At 40.2% G+C, this 17,189-nt stretch carries 13 protein-coding genes and 1 pseudogene; 8 read left to right on the forward strand and 6 right to left on the reverse strand.

Annotated elements, in window-relative coordinates:
* Positions 1–415: 415 nt before the first annotated feature.
* The 3 genes from purT to dapC are packed head-to-tail and all read left to right on the forward strand — an operon-like array spanning position 416 to position 5,519.
* Positions 416–1,630: a formate-dependent phosphoribosylglycinamide formyltransferase gene (gene purT, locus FTT85_RS13050; protein WP_180183728.1), complete on the forward strand. Its 1,215-nt coding sequence runs from the start codon at positions 416–418 to the stop codon at positions 1,628–1,630.
* Positions 1,631–1,659: 29 nt separating this feature from the next.
* Positions 1,660–4,326, forward strand: a complete 2,667-nt coding sequence (gene glnD / locus FTT85_RS13055; RefSeq protein WP_180065995.1) for a [protein-PII] uridylyltransferase — start codon at positions 1,660–1,662, stop codon at positions 4,324–4,326.
* A 23-nt stretch (positions 4,327–4,349) separates the two neighbouring features.
* Positions 4,350–5,519, forward strand: a complete 1,170-nt coding sequence (dapC, locus tag FTT85_RS13060; protein ID WP_180183729.1) for a succinyldiaminopimelate transaminase — start codon at positions 4,350–4,352, stop codon at positions 5,517–5,519.
* Between the two features lie 142 nt (positions 5,520–5,661).
* Here dapC and FTT85_RS13065 read toward each other — a convergent pair whose 3' ends face one another.
* From FTT85_RS13065 to msrB, 4 genes are all read right to left on the reverse strand, one after another.
* On the reverse strand, positions 5,662–7,851 hold the full coding sequence (locus FTT85_RS13065) for a TonB-dependent siderophore receptor (RefSeq protein WP_180183730.1): 2,190 nt from the start codon (positions 7,849–7,851) through the stop codon (positions 5,662–5,664).
* Between the two features lie 321 nt (positions 7,852–8,172).
* Positions 8,173–8,583 carry an energy transducer TonB gene (locus FTT85_RS13070; protein ID WP_218955479.1) on the reverse strand — a complete coding sequence of 137 codons (411 nt, stop codon included), beginning with the start codon at positions 8,581–8,583 and terminating at the stop codon, positions 8,173–8,175.
* 210 nt (positions 8,584–8,793) lie between these two features.
* Positions 8,794–9,282 carry a glutathione peroxidase gene (locus FTT85_RS13075; protein WP_078189057.1) on the reverse strand — a complete coding sequence of 163 codons (489 nt, stop codon included), beginning with the start codon at positions 9,280–9,282 and terminating at the stop codon, positions 8,794–8,796.
* Positions 9,279–9,698, reverse strand: a complete 420-nt coding sequence (gene msrB, locus FTT85_RS13080) for a peptide-methionine (R)-S-oxide reductase MsrB (RefSeq protein WP_078194371.1) — start codon at positions 9,696–9,698, stop codon at positions 9,279–9,281. The genes FTT85_RS13075 and msrB overlap by 4 nt, the downstream gene beginning before the upstream one ends.
* A gap of 228 nt (positions 9,699–9,926) precedes the next feature.
* Here msrB and FTT85_RS13085 point away from each other — a divergent pair, with 228 nt between their 5' ends.
* Positions 9,927–11,357 (forward strand): pyridoxal phosphate-dependent aminotransferase, encoded by a 1,431-nt coding sequence (locus FTT85_RS13085; protein WP_078189059.1) that lies wholly within the window; start codon positions 9,927–9,929, stop codon positions 11,355–11,357.
* Positions 11,358–11,590: 233 nt separating this feature from the next.
* Positions 11,591–12,766, forward strand: coding sequence for a YbfB/YjiJ family MFS transporter (locus FTT85_RS13090; protein WP_180183732.1), 1,176 nt, complete (start codon positions 11,591–11,593; stop codon positions 12,764–12,766).
* A 331-nt stretch (positions 12,767–13,097) separates the two neighbouring features.
* Here the strand turns inward: FTT85_RS13090 and FTT85_RS13095 are convergent, their stop codons facing one another.
* Both FTT85_RS13095 and icd read right to left on the reverse strand, forming a co-directional pair.
* Complete coding sequence (locus tag FTT85_RS13095) at positions 13,098–13,235, reverse strand: hypothetical protein (RefSeq protein WP_180004097.1); 138 nt, start codon at positions 13,233–13,235, stop codon at positions 13,098–13,100.
* A 418-nt stretch (positions 13,236–13,653) separates the two neighbouring features.
* On the reverse strand, positions 13,654–14,907 hold the full coding sequence (gene icd / locus FTT85_RS13100; protein WP_180183733.1) for an NADP-dependent isocitrate dehydrogenase: 1,254 nt from the start codon (positions 14,905–14,907) through the stop codon (positions 13,654–13,656).
* Between the two features lie 189 nt (positions 14,908–15,096).
* Here icd and FTT85_RS13105 point away from each other — a divergent pair, with 189 nt between their 5' ends.
* The 3 genes and pseudogenes from FTT85_RS13105 to FTT85_RS13115 all read left to right on the forward strand — a co-directional run.
* Positions 15,097–15,885, forward strand: coding sequence for an rRNA large subunit pseudouridine synthase E (locus FTT85_RS13105; RefSeq protein WP_180183734.1), 789 nt, complete (start codon positions 15,097–15,099; stop codon positions 15,883–15,885).
* Positions 15,886–16,026: 141 nt separating this feature from the next.
* The gene (locus tag FTT85_RS13110; protein ID WP_180183735.1) at positions 16,027–17,055 is read left to right on the forward strand and encodes an ELM1/GtrOC1 family putative glycosyltransferase; all 1,029 of its coding nucleotides are present in this window, start codon (positions 16,027–16,029) and stop codon (positions 17,053–17,055) included.
* A gap of 50 nt (positions 17,056–17,105) precedes the next feature.
* Positions 17,106–17,189, forward strand: a pseudogene (locus FTT85_RS13115) (IS1595 family transposase); the annotation flags it as partial.

Consider the following 17,189-nt stretch of genomic DNA (forward strand, 5'->3'; position numbering starts at 1 on the left):
TCATGGCTCAATTCATCATTTCACATTCTATCGGTAGTTGCAGACGCACTCTATTTCACTGCCATTTTAATTGGCTTAATATTGATTTTATGCATATGTGTCGCACCACTGCTCGGATTGCTGTACTAGCCCAATTTCCGCCAAACATCTATACAGCTTTGTGCGCTTCAATGTGCAAATTTGGATATTGAGCCATTCCCTGCATCTGTAAAAAATGCAGGCATATTTAAAGTGAATTTAAATAAAAACAACTAAATATGATTTTTTAATATTTTCCACAAATAAATAATTACACGAACGCTTACCCATAAAGATATAAAAAAAATTGTTGGACAATATCATTTATTTATGTGAACACTCGCTTATCTCTCGAACAAGTTCTGCTATGCTTAAATTCCCATAAAATCAAGCATGGATGATTTACATGAGCGTCACTATTGGTACTCCACTTCAGTCTTCAGCGTATAAAGTCTTACTGTTAGGTTCTGGTGAACTCGGTAAAGAAGTTGTGATTTCATTGCAACGTTTGGGTGTAGAAGTTCATGCTGCCGATCGTTATGACCATGCTCCTGCCATGCAAGTTGCACATTTTTCTCATACTTTAAATATGGCAGATCCTGAGGCACTTAAAGCCTTAATTGCTCAAGTTAAGCCTCATTTGATTGTCCCTGAAATTGAAGCCATTGCGACTCAAGTTTTGGTCGAGATTGAAGAACAAAATATTGCCACTGTCATTCCTTCTGCAAAAGCTGTCAACCTGACGATGAACCGTGAAGGGATTCGCCGTCTAGCTGCCGAAGAGCTTGGACTACCGACTTCAGCCTACCGCTTTGCCAATACCCTTGAAGCGTTCCGTGCTGCATGCGATGACATTGGTTATCCAAACTTTGTTAAGCCTGTCATGTCGTCTTCGGGTAAAGGACAGTCACGTGTAAAAAGCTTTGATGAAGTCGATGCCGCATGGGAATATGCACAAACAGGTGGACGTGTAAATCAAGGTACTGTGATCGTGGAATCACAAATTGACTTTGACTTTGAAATCACCTTGCTGACTGTTCGAGCTAAAAATGCAGAAACAGGTGAAATTGAAACATCATTTTGCGACCCGATTGGCCACCGCCAAGATGCTGGCGACTATGTAGAAAGTTGGCAGCCACAACTCATGACTGCTCTTGCATTAGAGGAAGCCAAGCGTATTGCCAATAAAGTAACCATTGCATTAGGTGGATGTGGCATTTTTGGGGTGGAACTGTTTGTCAAAGGCGATAAAGTATGGTTTAGTGAGGTATCACCTCGTCCACACGATACAGGCCTTGTCACGCTTGCATCGCAATTCCAAAGCGAATTCGAACTGCATGCACGTGCCATTCTTGGTCTGCCTGTGAATACTGCTCGACACAGTACTGCTGCGAGCGCAGTCATCTATGCAGGCGTGGATGATACCAATTTATCATTTACTGGCTTAAATCTTGCTTTGGCTAATCCAGACACCGATTTACGCCTCTTTGGTAAACCAGAAGGCTTTAAACGTCGCCGTATGGGCGTAGCAACAGCACGTGCTGAAACCACAGATCACGCGCGTGAACTTGCTCAACATGCTGCACAACAAGTCAGTGTTCAACAAAACTAAGTTTGTAACACCTTAACGGACCACTGTTCATGATCAATACGCTTCCTCTGCTGAATTACATTAAAAGTAACCACGACATTCAGGCGATTAACCAATGGCGCTCAGATGTTGAAAATCAGCTACAGGAATGTTTTGAAAATGGACAGTCGATTCGTGATGTGATTTTGGCTCGTTCGAATCTAATCGATGAAGCCTTAAAGTTCTTATGGACACATGCTGAACTCGACCAAACCGATCTCGGTTTGTTTGCTGTAGGTGGCTATGGTCGCCGTGAAATGCTGCCATACTCCGACGTCGATATCATGATTTTGTCTGAAGATGAAATCAGCCCAGAACAAGAAAAACTCATCTCTAGCTTTATTTCAACACTTTGGGATGTTGGTAATTTCAAGCCGGGCATCAGTGTGCGTACTATTAATGATTGTGTCGCTCAAGCCACCAATGATTTAACTGTAGCAACAGCGCTGATCGAAGCACGTTTGATTGTGGGCAATGAACACCTAGCCAAATGGCCACGCCGTATCGTGTCACAGACATGGACGGATAAAACCTTCTATGATGCAAAAATGCAAGAGCAAGCCAAACGATATGCTCAACACAACAATACCGAAAGCAACTTAGAACCCGATATTAAAAATGCGCCCGGTGGTATCCGTGATATCAACCAAATCGGCTGGATTGCTAAGCGTCATTTCCGTGTCAATCGCATCTATGACCTTGTACATTTGGGTTTTATTTCAGAGTTTGAACTTGGCGTTCTTGAAGAAACAGAAAGCTTTCTTTGGGAAATTCGTCATCATTTACATCGCTTAACCAAGCGCGACGAAAACCGATTATTGTTTGATTATCAACGTGACATTGCCGCTAAATTTGGCTATCAACGTGAAGAAGGTAAATCACCGAATTATCCAATCGAACAGTTCATGAAACGTTACTACCGTAGCGCTCAGCAAGTGACGACGTTAAATGAAATGCTCTTGGCTTATTTCAATGAATCGGTCATCACGCCACGCTTGCCTGACTATGAACGTAAGATTGAAGAGATCAATACCAATTTCAAATTAGTTGATGGCAAATTGGCGGTGCAGCATCATAAAATTTTCTCTGAAAATCCAAGTGCTATTTTAGAAATTTTCTACCTCTTGGCGAATCGTCCAGAAATTGAAGGAATTCGTGCCCGAACTTTACGTCTATTGTCTCTTGCGGCAAAACGTATTGATCAAAACTTCCGTGACAATCCTGCACATCAAGCCTTATTTATGGCGATCATTCGCTCACCCTACCGCTTATACGACACCATGGTGGCGATGAAACGTTATGGCGTGCTCGGCAACTATATTCCTGCCTTTGGGCAAATCATGGGACTCATGCAATACGACTTGTTCCATATTTATACTGTCGATGCCCACACCCTCTTATTACTACGTAATTTAAACCGTTTTAAAGAGCCTGAATTTGCTAAAGACTTCCCTGTCGTTAGCTCCGTATTCCAACGACTGGCGCGCCGTGACATTGTTTATTTAGCGGCAATTTTCCATGATATCGCCAAAGGCCGAGGTGGTGACCATAGTGAACTTGGTGCAGCGGATGCAATTGATTTCTGCCGTACCCATGGGTTTACTGAACGTGAATGCAACCTTGTCGCATGGTTGATTCAAAACCATCTATTGATGTCTGTCACTTCTCAGAAAAAAGACATTTCCGATCCAGATGTGGTGAAAGAATTTGCTGAGAAAATGGGCGATATGGAGCATCTCGACTATCTCTACACCTTGACGGTTGCAGATATTAACGCAACCAATCCGACGCTTTGGAATACATGGCGTGCATCACTTATGCGTCAACTATATACACAAGCGCGTGATGTGATTCGTTCAGGTTTGGGTCGTCCAGTAGACTATCCAATGCTGATTGAAGATACCAAATTTGCGGCCAGTGAACTGTTAGTCAACGATTTTGCGCTCTACGATGTAGAAACCGTTTGGCAAGAACTCGGTGATGAATATTTCCTGAAAGAATCTGCCGATGAAATCGCATGGCATACGCGCGCCATTTTAAAACATGGCAATAATGCAGAACCATTGGTGATGATGCGAGCACATCGCAAATTTGCACAAGATGCGGTACAGATCTTTATTTACACTCAAGATCAACCTAACTTGTTTGCGACCACAGTGGCTATTTTGGACAGAATGAATCTAGATGTTCAGGATGCTCGAATTATCACTGCATCCACTGCATTTAGTTTGGACACTTATGTTGTACTTGACCGTTTTGGCACCTTATTAACAGATCCTGAACGTGAGCAAACTGTTATTGAAGCGCTCAAAAAAGCCTTAAGCCAATCTGATAAGTATCCAGGCCTGATGCAACGTCGTATCCCACGTCAACTGCGTCATTTTGATATTGAAAATACCGTGAGTATTTCTTTCAATGAAGCACTTCAACAAAATATGGTTGAAATTGCGACACTTGACCATCCGGGCTTACTTGCTAAAGTTGGTGGTTTATTTATGATGCAAGGTCTAGATATTCACTCTGCGAAAATTGCAACGCTCGGTGAACGTGCTGAAGATATTTTCTATGTCACTAAAAAAGATGGCTCACCTATGAGTGATTCAGAAGCGGAAACGTTTGCTGCACAGTTAAAGTCAGCACTCGATGAAGCATCGAATCAGGTTTGTAGTCATCATTAACTTAAATTATCGGTATCCATTCCATGAACTCCAGTTTGTCATTATTGCACCCTTATCCATTTGAAAAGCTAAATAAGCTATTTCAGGATGTGAAACCCGCAGATTTGCCTTTGATTCCCCTATCGATTGGTGAGCCAAAGCATCCTGCACCGGAGTTTGTGAAACAGGCCATTATTGATAATTTTCAACACTTATCTACTTACCCAAACAGCAAGGGTTTACCTGAGCTTCGCACGAGCATTGCAAATTGGTTAACTCGTCGCTTTAAACTCAATAGCATCAGTGCAGACACCAACGTATTGCCTGTGTCTGGTACACGTGAAGCGATCTTCTCGTTTGTACAAGCTTTGATTAAACGTGAAGATGCCCCATATGTGGTGATGCCAAATCCATTCTACCAAATCTATGAAGGCGCAACTTTACTTGCGGGTGCAGAACCTTACTTCATTAACTGTACAGAAGAAAATAACTACCTTGGCGACTTTAACGCTGTGCCAGCTGAAGTTTGGGAAAAAACCGCTTTACTGTTTGTCTGCACACCGGGTAATCCTACAGGTGCGGTACTTTCTAAAGAACAGTTTAAAAAACTGATTGCACTGTCTGACCAATATAATTTTGTGATTGCATCTGATGAATGCTACTCAGAGCTTTGGTTTGATGAAGCACCTGTTGGTCTGCTTGAAGTCTGTGCTGAAATGGGCCGTGATGATTATAAGAACTGCGTGGTATTCCACTCACTGTCTAAGCGTTCAAACTTACCGGGTATGCGTTCTGGCTTTGTTGCAGGTGATGCTGCGCTTTTAAAACCTTATTTACAATACCGTACTTATCATGGCGCTGCGATGCCTGTTCAACACCAGTTAGCTTCAATTGCAGCTTGGGATGACGAAGCACACGTCGAAGAAAACCGCGTCCAGTACCGTGCAAAATTTGAATTATTCCAACGCGAACTGGGTCACCTACTACCATTACAAAAACCTGATGCAGGGTTCTACTACTGGTTAAAAGTGGATAATGATGAAAGCTTTGCCAAAATGCTCATGGAAAAAGCACACGTTAAAGTGCTTCCAGGCCGTTATTTATCGCGTGATACTGCACAAGGTAATCCGGGTGAAAACCATGTCCGGTTAGCCCTTGTTGCTGATATTGCCCAATGTGAAGAAGTCATTCGTCGCTTAAAAGCAGTACTTTAATTGATTTAAAGCGTTTTGCTTAAAACAAAAAATGCCCCAGATTTGGGGCATTTTTATTTGAGTCATTTCTTAACCATCATTCAGAGAAAATCATTTAAGGGTATTCACTTAGAAACAATTATTAAGAAATCATTGAAAAATATTAGAAATCAAATGTAGCACTCAATTTAAATGTTCGAGGTTCGCTCAGTGACAAATACGTATAGTCGTTCACCGATGCAGAGGCCCAATAGTCTTTATCTAAAACATTAGTCACACTAAAATTCAAACTGGTGGGTACATTCTTGATTTGCGTTTTATAGTTTGCACCCAAATCTATACGTGTCCAATCTTTAAGTTTCAATGTGTTGGCATTGTTTGCATAAGTTGAACCCGTATATACAACGCGCCCATTTACACTAACATCTTGTTCAATCGGTAGTTTCCAATCCGCTTCGACATTGGCTTGGAACTCCGGCACACTGATCACACGATGTCCATCAAATAAACCTTGGTATGTGTCTTTTTGCTCGGTATCAATCCAAGTTGCACCGCCCAATATCTTGATTGAATCTGTTAATTGACCATAGGCATTAAATTCAAGCCCTTGGTGAATATTCGTCGCTTGACTGATTTGTGCAGTCCCCGAGCTATTCACTGAGGCTTTTTGGCGATCTGTATAGAAATAATTCAATGTTCCACCAATCAAGCCATTTTCATATTTCACGCCCAGTTCTTTTTGTTTCGACACAAATGGATCGGCAATAAAGTTGTTGCCTTCGCTATCCAAAATCGCTTCGCCTTGAACCAAAGCTTCGATGTAATTGGCATACATAGACCATTCAGGCGTTAATTTATAACTCACGCCCAATACTGGTGTGAGCTGATTTTTATTAATATTGTATTTATAGGTTCCGTAAGAATATACGTCTTGATCAACTTCCTGATAACGCGCACCCAGCATGAGCGTTAAACGATCATCTAACATCGAAATATTGTCGCCCAAGGCAAAACTTTTCAACGTACTGACACCCGCTTTTGGATAAGTCCCTTCTCCCCCCAACCATTTGTCAATGTTTGAATCTTCGGTGTAAATCGGATCATAAAAATTATCATTCAAACTGGTGGCATATCCATAGCTATAGCGTTTATCTGCACGATATAAAGAACCAGAAGCGACCACTTGATGTTTTAAAGCACCTGTTTCAAATTTAGTTTTCACACCCAGTTCTGCTGAATGATTGCGATCTTTACGTGGAATCATCGATGCAGAAAGTTTTGCTGTTCCTGCTGCGGTATCACTTAATTGCTGGCTTGAGTAAACACCGGCTTCTTCTGATGTTCGAAAACCATATGCTGCATAGGCTGTCGTTGCATCGGTTATGTCATATTCTGCACGTACACTTCCGAATAAATCTTCTTCGTTTGAATAAGTCCACGCTTGACCATGATAATTAGCATATTGGGCTGCACTCGGAAGCTGTGTAACCGCATTGGTTAAACGTAAACTCGGTCGATTTTCTGCAAGGCGGTTATTGTTATACCCCAAATCACCAGATAGGCGGAGACGCTCCCCTTTGTAGTCCGCAGCAATCAAAGCCAATCCAAGTGTTTTCTTTTCTTGGTCAATCTCGGTTCCACCATCATGGTAAGCGGTATTGACCCGCACTCCAAATTGATCATCTGTCCCAAAGCGACGTGATACATCCGATGCCACATAGGCACCATTGAAGTTTGTCCCCACCGTCACACGTGTTAAGGGATCATTACTGGCTCGTTTCGGAAGCAAGTTAATTGAACCACCAATTCCTGTTCCTCCCGGGATTGCACCATTTAAAAATGCCGAAGCACCTTTGAAGACTTCTACCCGCTCAAACAGTTCTGTTGGAATATATTGGCGCGGCAATATGCCATACAAGCCGTTATATGCCGTATCATCTGATGCCAGTGCAAAACCACGAATAAAATAGGCTTCTTGAAAGTTCCCATAACCTTTGGCGGTACGCACACCAGCATCTGCTTGTAGCACATCCCCAACGCTTTTCGCTTGGCGGTCTTGAATATATTGCTGGGTATAACTAGTGATATTAAATGGTGTTTCTAAATTTTTCTGATTACCGAAAATGCCCACTTTACCACCTGTCGCGACTTGCCCCCCTGTATAAGGCTTCATCAAGCCATTTGCAGAAGCATCCGCACTCACGACCACATTAATGGCTTCTAGCGTTTGAACTTCAGTACTATCGATATTGGCAGCGGGATGTTCCGTTTCAGCGATTTCATTCGCATAAACATATGTGAACCCTTGTGTAGCACACGCCATCATCACACAGAGCTGCTTCATTTTTAACATTGGGAGAGTAATCCTAGAAAATACGCACACATAATAAATGATAATGATTAGCATTTATTCTTTCATTTCATCTTTTACGATGCTTTTTATTTATTACTTTTTATTTTTTAATTGTAATTTTTTATTAAGCTCAACTTAATGAATTACACCCACCTGATTGCCGAAGAGCGATTTCATTCATCAAATACACAAGGATTAAGTAATTTAATTTCCACTCATGAAACCAATTTTCAAGCTTCATCTATCAGATGAAAACCCAAACAATGACAAATCATTCTCGGAGCTTAAGACAATGATTAACATATGCCTTCTACTACAGGCTTATTGAGGTGGATGAATAGCAAATTCATGTTCAACGGTATAACTGAGATTTTTATCGACCATCGGAATGGGTTCAAGTCGCGCAACCAATAGGGATTTTTGTACTTTTTGATCAAAGCTTTTAGAGCCTGAACTTGCGATGAGTTTTGAGCTACCAATATAGCCTGTTGCAGCAATCACGGTGAGCTGTAGTTTGACAGGATGCTTATATGTTTTCATTTCAGACGCAGACAGCACATATTGTGGTGCATTTACCCAAGAGACTTCATACATTTTCGGTTTGACATGTGGATCAATTACATCGGCAACACGCGTAGGTTGGTATTCTTCTATAGGTGTTTTTAACAATTGCAATAATGCGTTGACCCGAGCATCTGTAGTACGGTCTAGATTGCTGGCAACAACAGACATTTTTGTAGGTTCAGATGCACTTGGAGTGCTATCTGCCCAAGCTAACCCCACACATACGAGTAAAAAAAACGTTAAAACACAAATTCGACGTTTAACCATCTGCTTAAACAATGTTATGACCTTCAAATAAAGACACTTCAGTATAAAACAGCCAAAAATAAAGACGCTTCCGCGCCTTTATATCAACCTCAGTTCGGCCAATGATTCACTTCATTTTGACTGAGCCAAAGCTTTTTCAATATCTTCATTCAATGTTTCAGGCTTGGTCGTGGGTGCATAGCGGTTTAAGACCTGACCATTTTTTCCAATTAAAAACTTCGTAAAATTCCACTTAATGCCATTTCCCAATACGCCTTTCGAGTTATTGGTTAAATAACGGAAAATCACATGCGCTTCTGGGCCTTTTACATTCACTTTGGCAAACATTGGAAAAGATACGCCATAGTTTTTTTGACAAAATGCGCCAATTTGATCATTTGAACCCGGATCTTGTCCACCAAATTGGTTGCATGGAAAGCCTAAAACCTCCAAACCTTGATCTTTATACTGTTCGTAAATTTTCTCCAAACCAGCAAATTGAGGAGTAAACCCACATTTACTAGCGGTATTTACAATTAATAAAACCTTGCCTTCATAATCTGCAAAGGATTTATTACTTCCGTCCAGTAATTCTGCTTCAAACTGGTGAATGGTGGTCATGGATAAGTTTCCTCATCATTTTTTTCTTTTGTTTCTAATTCTAAGGATGCCGAATTAATACAATAACGTAATCCAGTCGGCTGTGGGCCATCAGTAAAAACATGCCCTAAATGTGCGTCACAATGATGACAAACAATTTCTGTTCTGACCATACCGTGTGTCGTATCTACATTTTCTTCTACTGCAGCAGGTTCAATCGGCTTATAAAAGCTTGGCCAACCACAACCGCTATCATATTTTGTTTCAGAAGAAAAAAGCGGCTCCCCGCAACATCGACATACATACGTGCCAGCTTGTTTCGTATTCCAATATTTTCCAGTGAAAGCTTGCTCCGTGCCTTTCTGACGCGTTATGCGAAACTCTTCTGGCGACAATTCTCTTTGCCATTCTCTTTCTGTTTTATTGAGTTTTCCCATGATGACGTCCCTTTATATCGTGGTATTTAAAATAGGATAATCCTATATTTACGTCATTCAATCTTAAATTTCTAGTCTTTATTCAACAATTTACAAAATCTATATAATAACCCAAAAAGCAAAAAGTAAGCAAATATAAAATCGTGGTGAGCAAAATACAAAATTAAATGCTTTTTTGTGAGCACCTTTAGTGATAATCTTAGCGCTACTCTTGCTCAGGATTAAAAAATGTCGCAGAAAAAGAGCGTAATTTTTAAAAATCTGCTGCCCGTGATCAAACAATATCAACAGGCAGGGTTTACGCATGAAAAAATAGTTGCTTTACTCAGAGACGAACATCATCTCGATTTAGTAACGACCGAGACATTTAAAAGCTATTTATACCGTTATGCAAAAGTGACCTCCACTCTTTCCGAGAATATAAAAATGCCGAATACGTTTAACACCCCCCGCGAAATTAAGAAATCGTCTAAGCTCGAGCATGTTTGCTACGACATTCGCGGACCTGTGTTACGAGCGGCCAATGAGATGGAAGAGGCTGGCCATAAAATTATTAAATTAAATATTGGTAACCCTGCTCCTTTTGGTTTTGAAGCACCTCAAGAAATTATTAACGACGTGGCACTCAACCTGCCTAATGCAATTGGTTATACCGACTCAAAAGGCATCTTCCCTGCGCGTAAAGCGATTTGTCAGTATTATCAACAAAAAGGCATCTTAAACATGCACGTCAATGACGTGTATGTCGGAAATGGCGTATCTGAACTGATTGTGATGGCAATGCAAGGCTTGCTCGACGATGGCGATGAAATGCTAGTGCCTATGCCGGATTATCCGCTTTGGACAGCGGCAGTTAACCTTTCTGGCGGTACTGCTATTCACTATAAATGTGATGAAGAAAATTTCTGGTATCCAGATATTGCCGACATGGAAAGTAAAATCACTCCGAATACTCGCGGTATCGTGGTGATTAACCCGAACAACCCAACAGGTGCAGTTTACCCACGTCATGTGCTCGAGCAAATTGTGGCTCTTGCGAAGAAATACGACTTAATTTTATTTGCTGACGAAATTTACGACAAGATCGTTTATGACGGTATTGAGCATGTTTCTGTTGCTTCATTGGCGGGTGATCAGCTGTGTATTTCTTTCAATGGCTTATCTAAAGCATATCGAATTGCAGGTTACCGTTCAGGCTGGATGGCAATTACAGGCGATAAATCACGCGCGCTAGACTACATTGAAGGTTTAGACATGCTCGCGTCGATGCGTCTGTGTGCCAACCACCAAGCGCAATATGCGATTCAAACAGCACTAGGTGGTTATCAATCAATTAATGATCTCATCCGTCCTGGCGGTCGTTTATATGAACAACGCAACATTGCTTGGGAAATGTTGAATGATATTCCGGGTGTGTCTTGTGTTAAACCAGAGGGTGCTATGTACTGCTTCCCTAAACTGGACCCTGAAATTTACCCAATTCAAGACGATGAGAAATTCATGTTGGATTTCCTCCGTGCTGAAAAAGTACTTTTGGTTCAAGGTACGGGCTTTAACTGGCCAACACCTGATCACTTCCGTGTGGTGTTCTTGCCTGCTGAAAATGAACTACGTGAAGCACTGACTCGTTTAGGTCGTTTCTTGGCGAAAATGCGTTAATTCATAAGTGCTTTAAAAATAAAAAAACCGTACGTGCTGTACGGTTTTTTTATTACTGTATCCTTAAATTTGATTTCTATACTGTACTCACACCACAGCTATCTTTTTGAATAGTTAAATTTTTAAGAATTAATTTTTAGCTTAGACCTTAGTCAAAACTTTAAGATCTGTTGATTTTTCTATAGCCTATTCATGTTATTTTTTAACCAATCATAAAAATACATGAGTACAGGATGTTCTCAAACAAAATTAAACTGAGCCTATTTCTCTGTCTAAGCATGTGCCTAGGCATCGGGATCTTACGTTTTTCCTATACCGCACTACTCCCTTCAACCCGTGAAGCATTTGGTTGGAGCCCAAGTTTTGCTAGCATCTTAGGCAGTGCCAATTTGCTCGGCTACTTAATCGGTGCATTTTGGGCCATGAAATTACCCCAAAATAAAAGTATGGTGAGCTATATCCAACTCGCGGCTATTGCAGGGACACTCAGTTTACTCAGTTGTGCATTTTCAGGTTTTTCAGAAATTTGGTACAGCACTTGGCGCGTAATTTCAGGGATTAGTGGTGGATTATTGATGATCCTCTCCCCAAGTGTCGTGGCCCAATGTTCACAGCTTCAAGACCGCTTTAAAATCAACTTTATTGGTTTTAGTGGTATTGGCTTGGGGGTCTTAATGGCAACGCTATTTTTGCCTTACATCCAACAAATGTCGACAAAGTGGGCTTGGTTGATTTTGTTTTCTTTTTCAGCCCTGATTTGTATTTTACTCAGCGTGCTTTTGAAGAGTTTTAAATCACAGCTCACAACACTCACCGCGATTCCAGCTGCAGAACATAAAGTTGATGGAATTTTCTATTGTCTCTTAATCGTGTATAGCACCAGTGCTTTTGCTTACGTGCCCCATTCATTATTTTGGATTGACTATTTAACTCACACCCTACACCTAAGCCCGATCGGGATCAATTTCAATTGGATTTTATATGGTCTGGGGAGTGCTTTAGGGGCATTTGCTGCTTACTGCCTAGCACAAAAACTGGGAAATATCAGCGCTCTTAAAATTTTATATAGCTGCTATGTCTTCGCGATTTTTATAGCGATCATTAATATCCATCCACTTTTTACTTTTTTTTCTTCTTTTGCTACAGGTTTGCTCAATCCGGCAGTGGTTTTTCTCACCTCTTATACCATTCTGCAAATCTATGGTAGCGCCTATAAAAAGCTCTGGAGTATTGCAACCCTGTGCTTTGCATCTATTCAATTGATCGGTGGTTTAAGCTTTAGTTTTTTACAGCGAATCGGTGTTGATTATTCACAGCAATTTATTTTGGCCGCATGCGTACTCTGCATTGGAACAATGCAACTCTTTTGGTTCACTCGCACAGCAAAATTGAGCAAAAATCTCGTCTAGGCAAATCATATGACATTCAACTGCATCATCAATTACACATACAAAAGTCATACATACAAAAATCATGCATACAAAGAAAAGACCTATATAAATAGGTCTTTTCATTTTGATAAAGAGTGAATGGGCTAAGCTTTTTTTAGCTTTTTCTTTAATTTTTTCAGAGCAGAATTATGCTTTGAAATTTTGTTCAACCTCGCTTTAATTTCCTTTTTAAGTGATTTGGTTTTCTTAGACAAATTCATCTCCTTCTCGTCTACGTATAAAACTTAAATTTCGATCAATTAAAAACCATTCGGCCAAATGAACTTTGATTCACAAAGTCTTTAGCCTACTAATGATGTTGTTGACGCTGATTTCGTTGATGCGGCTGTTGTTTCTGTTTCTTTTGGTCTTGTTGCTGTTGCTGTTGCTGATCATTTTGCTGCTGTTGATCAGTTTGTTGGTTTTGTTGATGCTGTTTACGAGACATTTCATTTCTCCTTATCATCATAAGTGTCACAATGTACTGTTACTAGATGTACATCTACTAAAGGACAACAACCAATGTACCGCTAATTTTCATGGAACCAACCCGATAAATGTTTCGAATTACGTCATTGTAAAATTTCTGGAGAATAATTAATTTGAAATCAATCCCCCTCTATTTTCTGCATTACCTAAGTTCACTCGAATAGTGCGGTTTTAAACTTTTAGTAACATGACAAGCATGCCAGACCATCTGATTGATTGCGTGAAGTCATCTTTTGATTGCTGTTTTTTGAATGGTATTGAGAAGCTATGATTCTGTGTTTTTAATGTTTAGTCCTAAAGAAGGACTGAATGATTCAATCCTTTTTACCTAGCCTTTTATGCATCTAGCTTTTTTACACCTAGATTGGCAAATAAAGTTAGTCCATATGCTCAATGATGGCTTGTCCAAACTCCGAACAACGCAAGAGTTTTGCACCTTGCATGAGTCGTTCAAAATCATAGGTCACTGTTTTGGCTTCAATCGCCCCCGCAATACCTTTAATAATTAGATCTGCCGCTTCAGTCCAGCCCATATTTCGCAGCATCATTTCTGCAGACAGAATAATAGACCCAGGGTTTACTTTGTCTTGACCCGTATATTTAGGCGCTGTGCCATGTGTCGCTTCATATACTTGCACAGCGCCACCAATATTGGCACCCGGTGCAATACCAATACCGCCAACTTCGGCCGCCAAAGCATCTGAAATATAGTCACCGTTTAAATTTAGGGTAGCAATGACTGAATAATCGGTCGGACGCATCAGAATCTGCTGTAAAAAAGCGTCTGCGATCGCATCTTTAATCACGATCTCTTTGCCAGTTTTCGGATTTTTTATTTTGACCCAAGGACCTCCATCTAGCAATTCACCACCAAAGCGCTCAAGTGCGACTTCATAACCCCACTCTTTAAACGCACCTTCGGTATATTTCATGATATTACCTTTGTGCACCAAAGTGACATTCGGCTTATCATTATCAATGGCAAATTGAATGGCTTTACGCACCAAACGCTGAGAACCTTCTTTAGATACAGGCTTAATACCGATACCGCAATTTTCCTCAAAGCGAATCTTGGTAACACCCATTTCCTCTTTGAGAAATTTGATCATTTTCTTGGCTTCAGGCGAATCTGCTTTCCATTCGATCCCTGCGTAAATATCTTCTGAGTTCTCTCGGAAGATCACCATGTCTGTACGTTCAGGATGCTGAACAGGTGAAGGAACGCCCTTAAACCAACGTACTGGGCGCACACAGACGTAGAGATCTAATTCTTGACGTAGTGCAACATTTAGCGAACGAATGCCACCACCGACTGGCGTCGTTAACGGCCCTTTAATTGAAACCACAAATTCGCGTAAAGCCTCAAAGGTTTCTTCGGGCATATAGGTGCCATAAATTTTATTGGCTTTTTCACCACAATAGACTTCCATCCATTCTATGGCACGTTTTCCACCATATGCTTTTTGTACTGCGGCATTCACCACGGTTTTCATCACTGGAGTGATATCAACACCAATACCATCGCCTTCAATAAATGGAATAATTGGATTATTGGGAACATTGAATGATAAGTCTGAATTTACTGTAATTTTTGTCCCATCCACTGGAACGACGATCTTCTGATAACCCATTTTTATGATCCTCCCTGAGAAGCGAGTGAAAAAATAATTGCTGTTTGATAAGACTTTTAATTGCGCTTCACGCATAATACTCTAAAGCAAATCTACCTTTTTTGAGATTTAGATGGGAAATAGCTGCATTTCCCTGTTGAATAAATCTTAACCAATTTGAATTATTGTATTTAATAGAAGTTATTTCTTATGAAAATCGTCATCTTAAACAAGCCATATGACGTGCTCTCCCAATTCCGTAAAGACGAAGCGCATATGACCATATCTGACTTCGTGGACGATCCTAGTCTACGTATTGCAGGTCGTTTAGATATGGACTCTGAAGGTTTGGTATTTTTAACTGATCATGGTGGTTTAAATCAGTACATTACCAACCCTGAAAATAAAAAGTTCAAAACCTACTTAGTGCAAGTCGATGGTGACATCACAGAAGAAGCACTTGAGCAATTACGTAAAGGCGTTGAGCTGAAAGATGGTATGACTTTGCCAGCCAAAGCCATTAAAGTGCAACAGCCAGAATGGTTATGGGATCGTGATCCTCCTGTACGTTTCCGTGCAAACATTCCAACCTCTTGGGTTGAAATCCAAATTTGTGAAGGCCGTAACCGCCAAGTTCGTCGTATGACTTCAGCAGTGGGTTTCCCAACCTTACGTTTAATTCGTACACGTATTGGTGCAATCGATTTAGTTCAATTGGCTTTAGAACCAGGTGAAACCAAAGAAATTGAACCGTTACTTTACCCTGACTTTCAAAACATACCTGCAGAAGAACCTTACCGTTCGCGCTCTTATGTGAAAAAACCAGGCGGTACAGGTGGTAAGCCAATGGTTCGTAAGAATAAAGATGGCTCAGTGAAAAAGTCTGGTACAAAACGTATCTGGCAAATGGATGAGAGCGAAAAACCAAAACGCCGTACCAATGGTACAACTCGTCCGAATACTAAAGCCCCTCGTGGCCGCGGTCGTAACGGACGTTGATAAAAAGCTTCAAAAATGGCCTACAATCTACGTAGGCCTTTACATTTTTTTATAAACCTAACAATTATTTAAGATTATTTTCATATTTCGACACTATAATAAGTTATAACAATATAAACGTTGATTATTTGAACTTCAAAAATGAGCAGCACATCTACACACAATAGAAGCAAAGTATTAATTATTCATGACAACCGAATTGGACATTTAAATCCTGCTCTCGCTGTTAGTGAAATGATTGAGAAGCGCTTTTATCTACAATCTGAGCAGTTTGCAATTCCTACTTTACCTAAGCGTACAGTGAGCGTTTTTAAGAAACTGTCTCATTTCCCGAATTTATTTCGCACACTCGGGCGCTTATACTTTAAATTCTTGCCAAGAAATTTAGAGCATACCGACGTTATCGTCTGTTCAGGTATGCCTAATTTAATTTATGCCGCTTATTTATCTCAACGTTTCAATATCCCACTTATTTATGCAGGCGGTACACGTAAATTTAATTGGCGACTTATTGATTGGACTATTACGACGATTCCAGAAGATCATTCTGGTAGACAAATCATTATTCCTACAGGTGCTGTACCTTCTAAAATTACTCGCTTAGCGCATATTCCGTCGAATCATGAAGCATGCCTGTTAATTGGTGGACCGACAAAAGAGTACCCTTTTACCCATCAAGACTTTGAAGAGATGATTCAGCAATTTGTTCAATTCGCAGATCACCATCAAATTCAGGCGTCAGTCGTATGTTCTCGTAGAACACCTGCGTTATCAGAACATGTGATTCAAATGTTAAAAGATAAAAATATTGAGCTTGTGAATACTTATTCTAAAACTTCTATTTGCGATGTGTTAAAGCGAAGTGAATATATTTTTGTTACTGAAGATAGTGCAACGATGTTATCCGAATCAATCCAAACCGGTCGCATTGTTATTTCTGTTTGTCGTGAATATTCTGAAAAAGATGAAATTATTCAAAATTATTTAGATCTCGAATTAATACAACGTAAAACTATTGGGCAGATTACTGAAGCTGCATATATCAAGCCAAAATTAAATGCTCAACATATTGAACAAATCGTGACTCAACAACTTGCAGAAGATTTGAGGGCAAAATCTCAAGAACTGAGTTTTTATAAATGTCATGCAAAAAAAGCTGTTATCTATTAATTAAAAAAAATGGCTCTAGACTAGCAAAATGATTATGTTAGTCTAGAATCATGATAGAAAACAGTAAATTAAGTCACTACAAGATTAAAAAAATTATTCAATGCTTTTGTGTTGATATTCCTGCTTCCAAAACA

It is taken from the genome of Acinetobacter sp. YH01020 (assembly GCF_013420275.1).
Taxonomy (GTDB): domain Bacteria; phylum Pseudomonadota; class Gammaproteobacteria; order Pseudomonadales; family Moraxellaceae; genus Acinetobacter; species Acinetobacter amyesii.

Coding starts and splice junctions, on each gene's coding strand:
- purT (WP_180183728.1), top strand. CDS start 416: ATGATTTACATGAGCGTCACTATTGGTACTCCACTTCAGTCTTCAGCG.
- glnD (WP_180065995.1), top strand. CDS start 1,660: ATGATCAATACGCTTCCTCTGCTGAATTACATTAAAAGTAACCACGAC.
- dapC (WP_180183729.1), top strand. CDS start 4,350: ATGAACTCCAGTTTGTCATTATTGCACCCTTATCCATTTGAAAAGCTA.
- FTT85_RS13065 (WP_180183730.1), bottom strand. CDS start 7,851: ATGTTAAAAATGAAGCAGCTCTGTGTGATGATGGCGTGTGCTACACAA.
- FTT85_RS13070 (WP_218955479.1), bottom strand. CDS start 8,583: ATGTCTGTTGTTGCCAGCAATCTAGACCGTACTACAGATGCTCGGGTC.
- FTT85_RS13075 (WP_078189057.1), bottom strand. CDS start 9,282: ATGACCACCATTCACCAGTTTGAAGCAGAATTACTGGACGGAAGTAAT.
- msrB (WP_078194371.1), bottom strand. CDS start 9,698: ATGGGAAAACTCAATAAAACAGAAAGAGAATGGCAAAGAGAATTGTCG.
- FTT85_RS13085 (WP_078189059.1), top strand. CDS start 9,927: ATGTCGCAGAAAAAGAGCGTAATTTTTAAAAATCTGCTGCCCGTGATC.
- FTT85_RS13090 (WP_180183732.1), top strand. CDS start 11,591: ATGTTCTCAAACAAAATTAAACTGAGCCTATTTCTCTGTCTAAGCATG.
- FTT85_RS13095 (WP_180004097.1), bottom strand. CDS start 13,235: ATGTCTCGTAAACAGCATCAACAAAACCAACAAACTGATCAACAGCAG.
- icd (WP_180183733.1), bottom strand. CDS start 14,907: ATGGGTTATCAGAAGATCGTCGTTCCAGTGGATGGGACAAAAATTACA.
- FTT85_RS13105 (WP_180183734.1), top strand. CDS start 15,097: ATGAAAATCGTCATCTTAAACAAGCCATATGACGTGCTCTCCCAATTC.
- FTT85_RS13110 (WP_180183735.1), top strand. CDS start 16,027: ATGAGCAGCACATCTACACACAATAGAAGCAAAGTATTAATTATTCAT.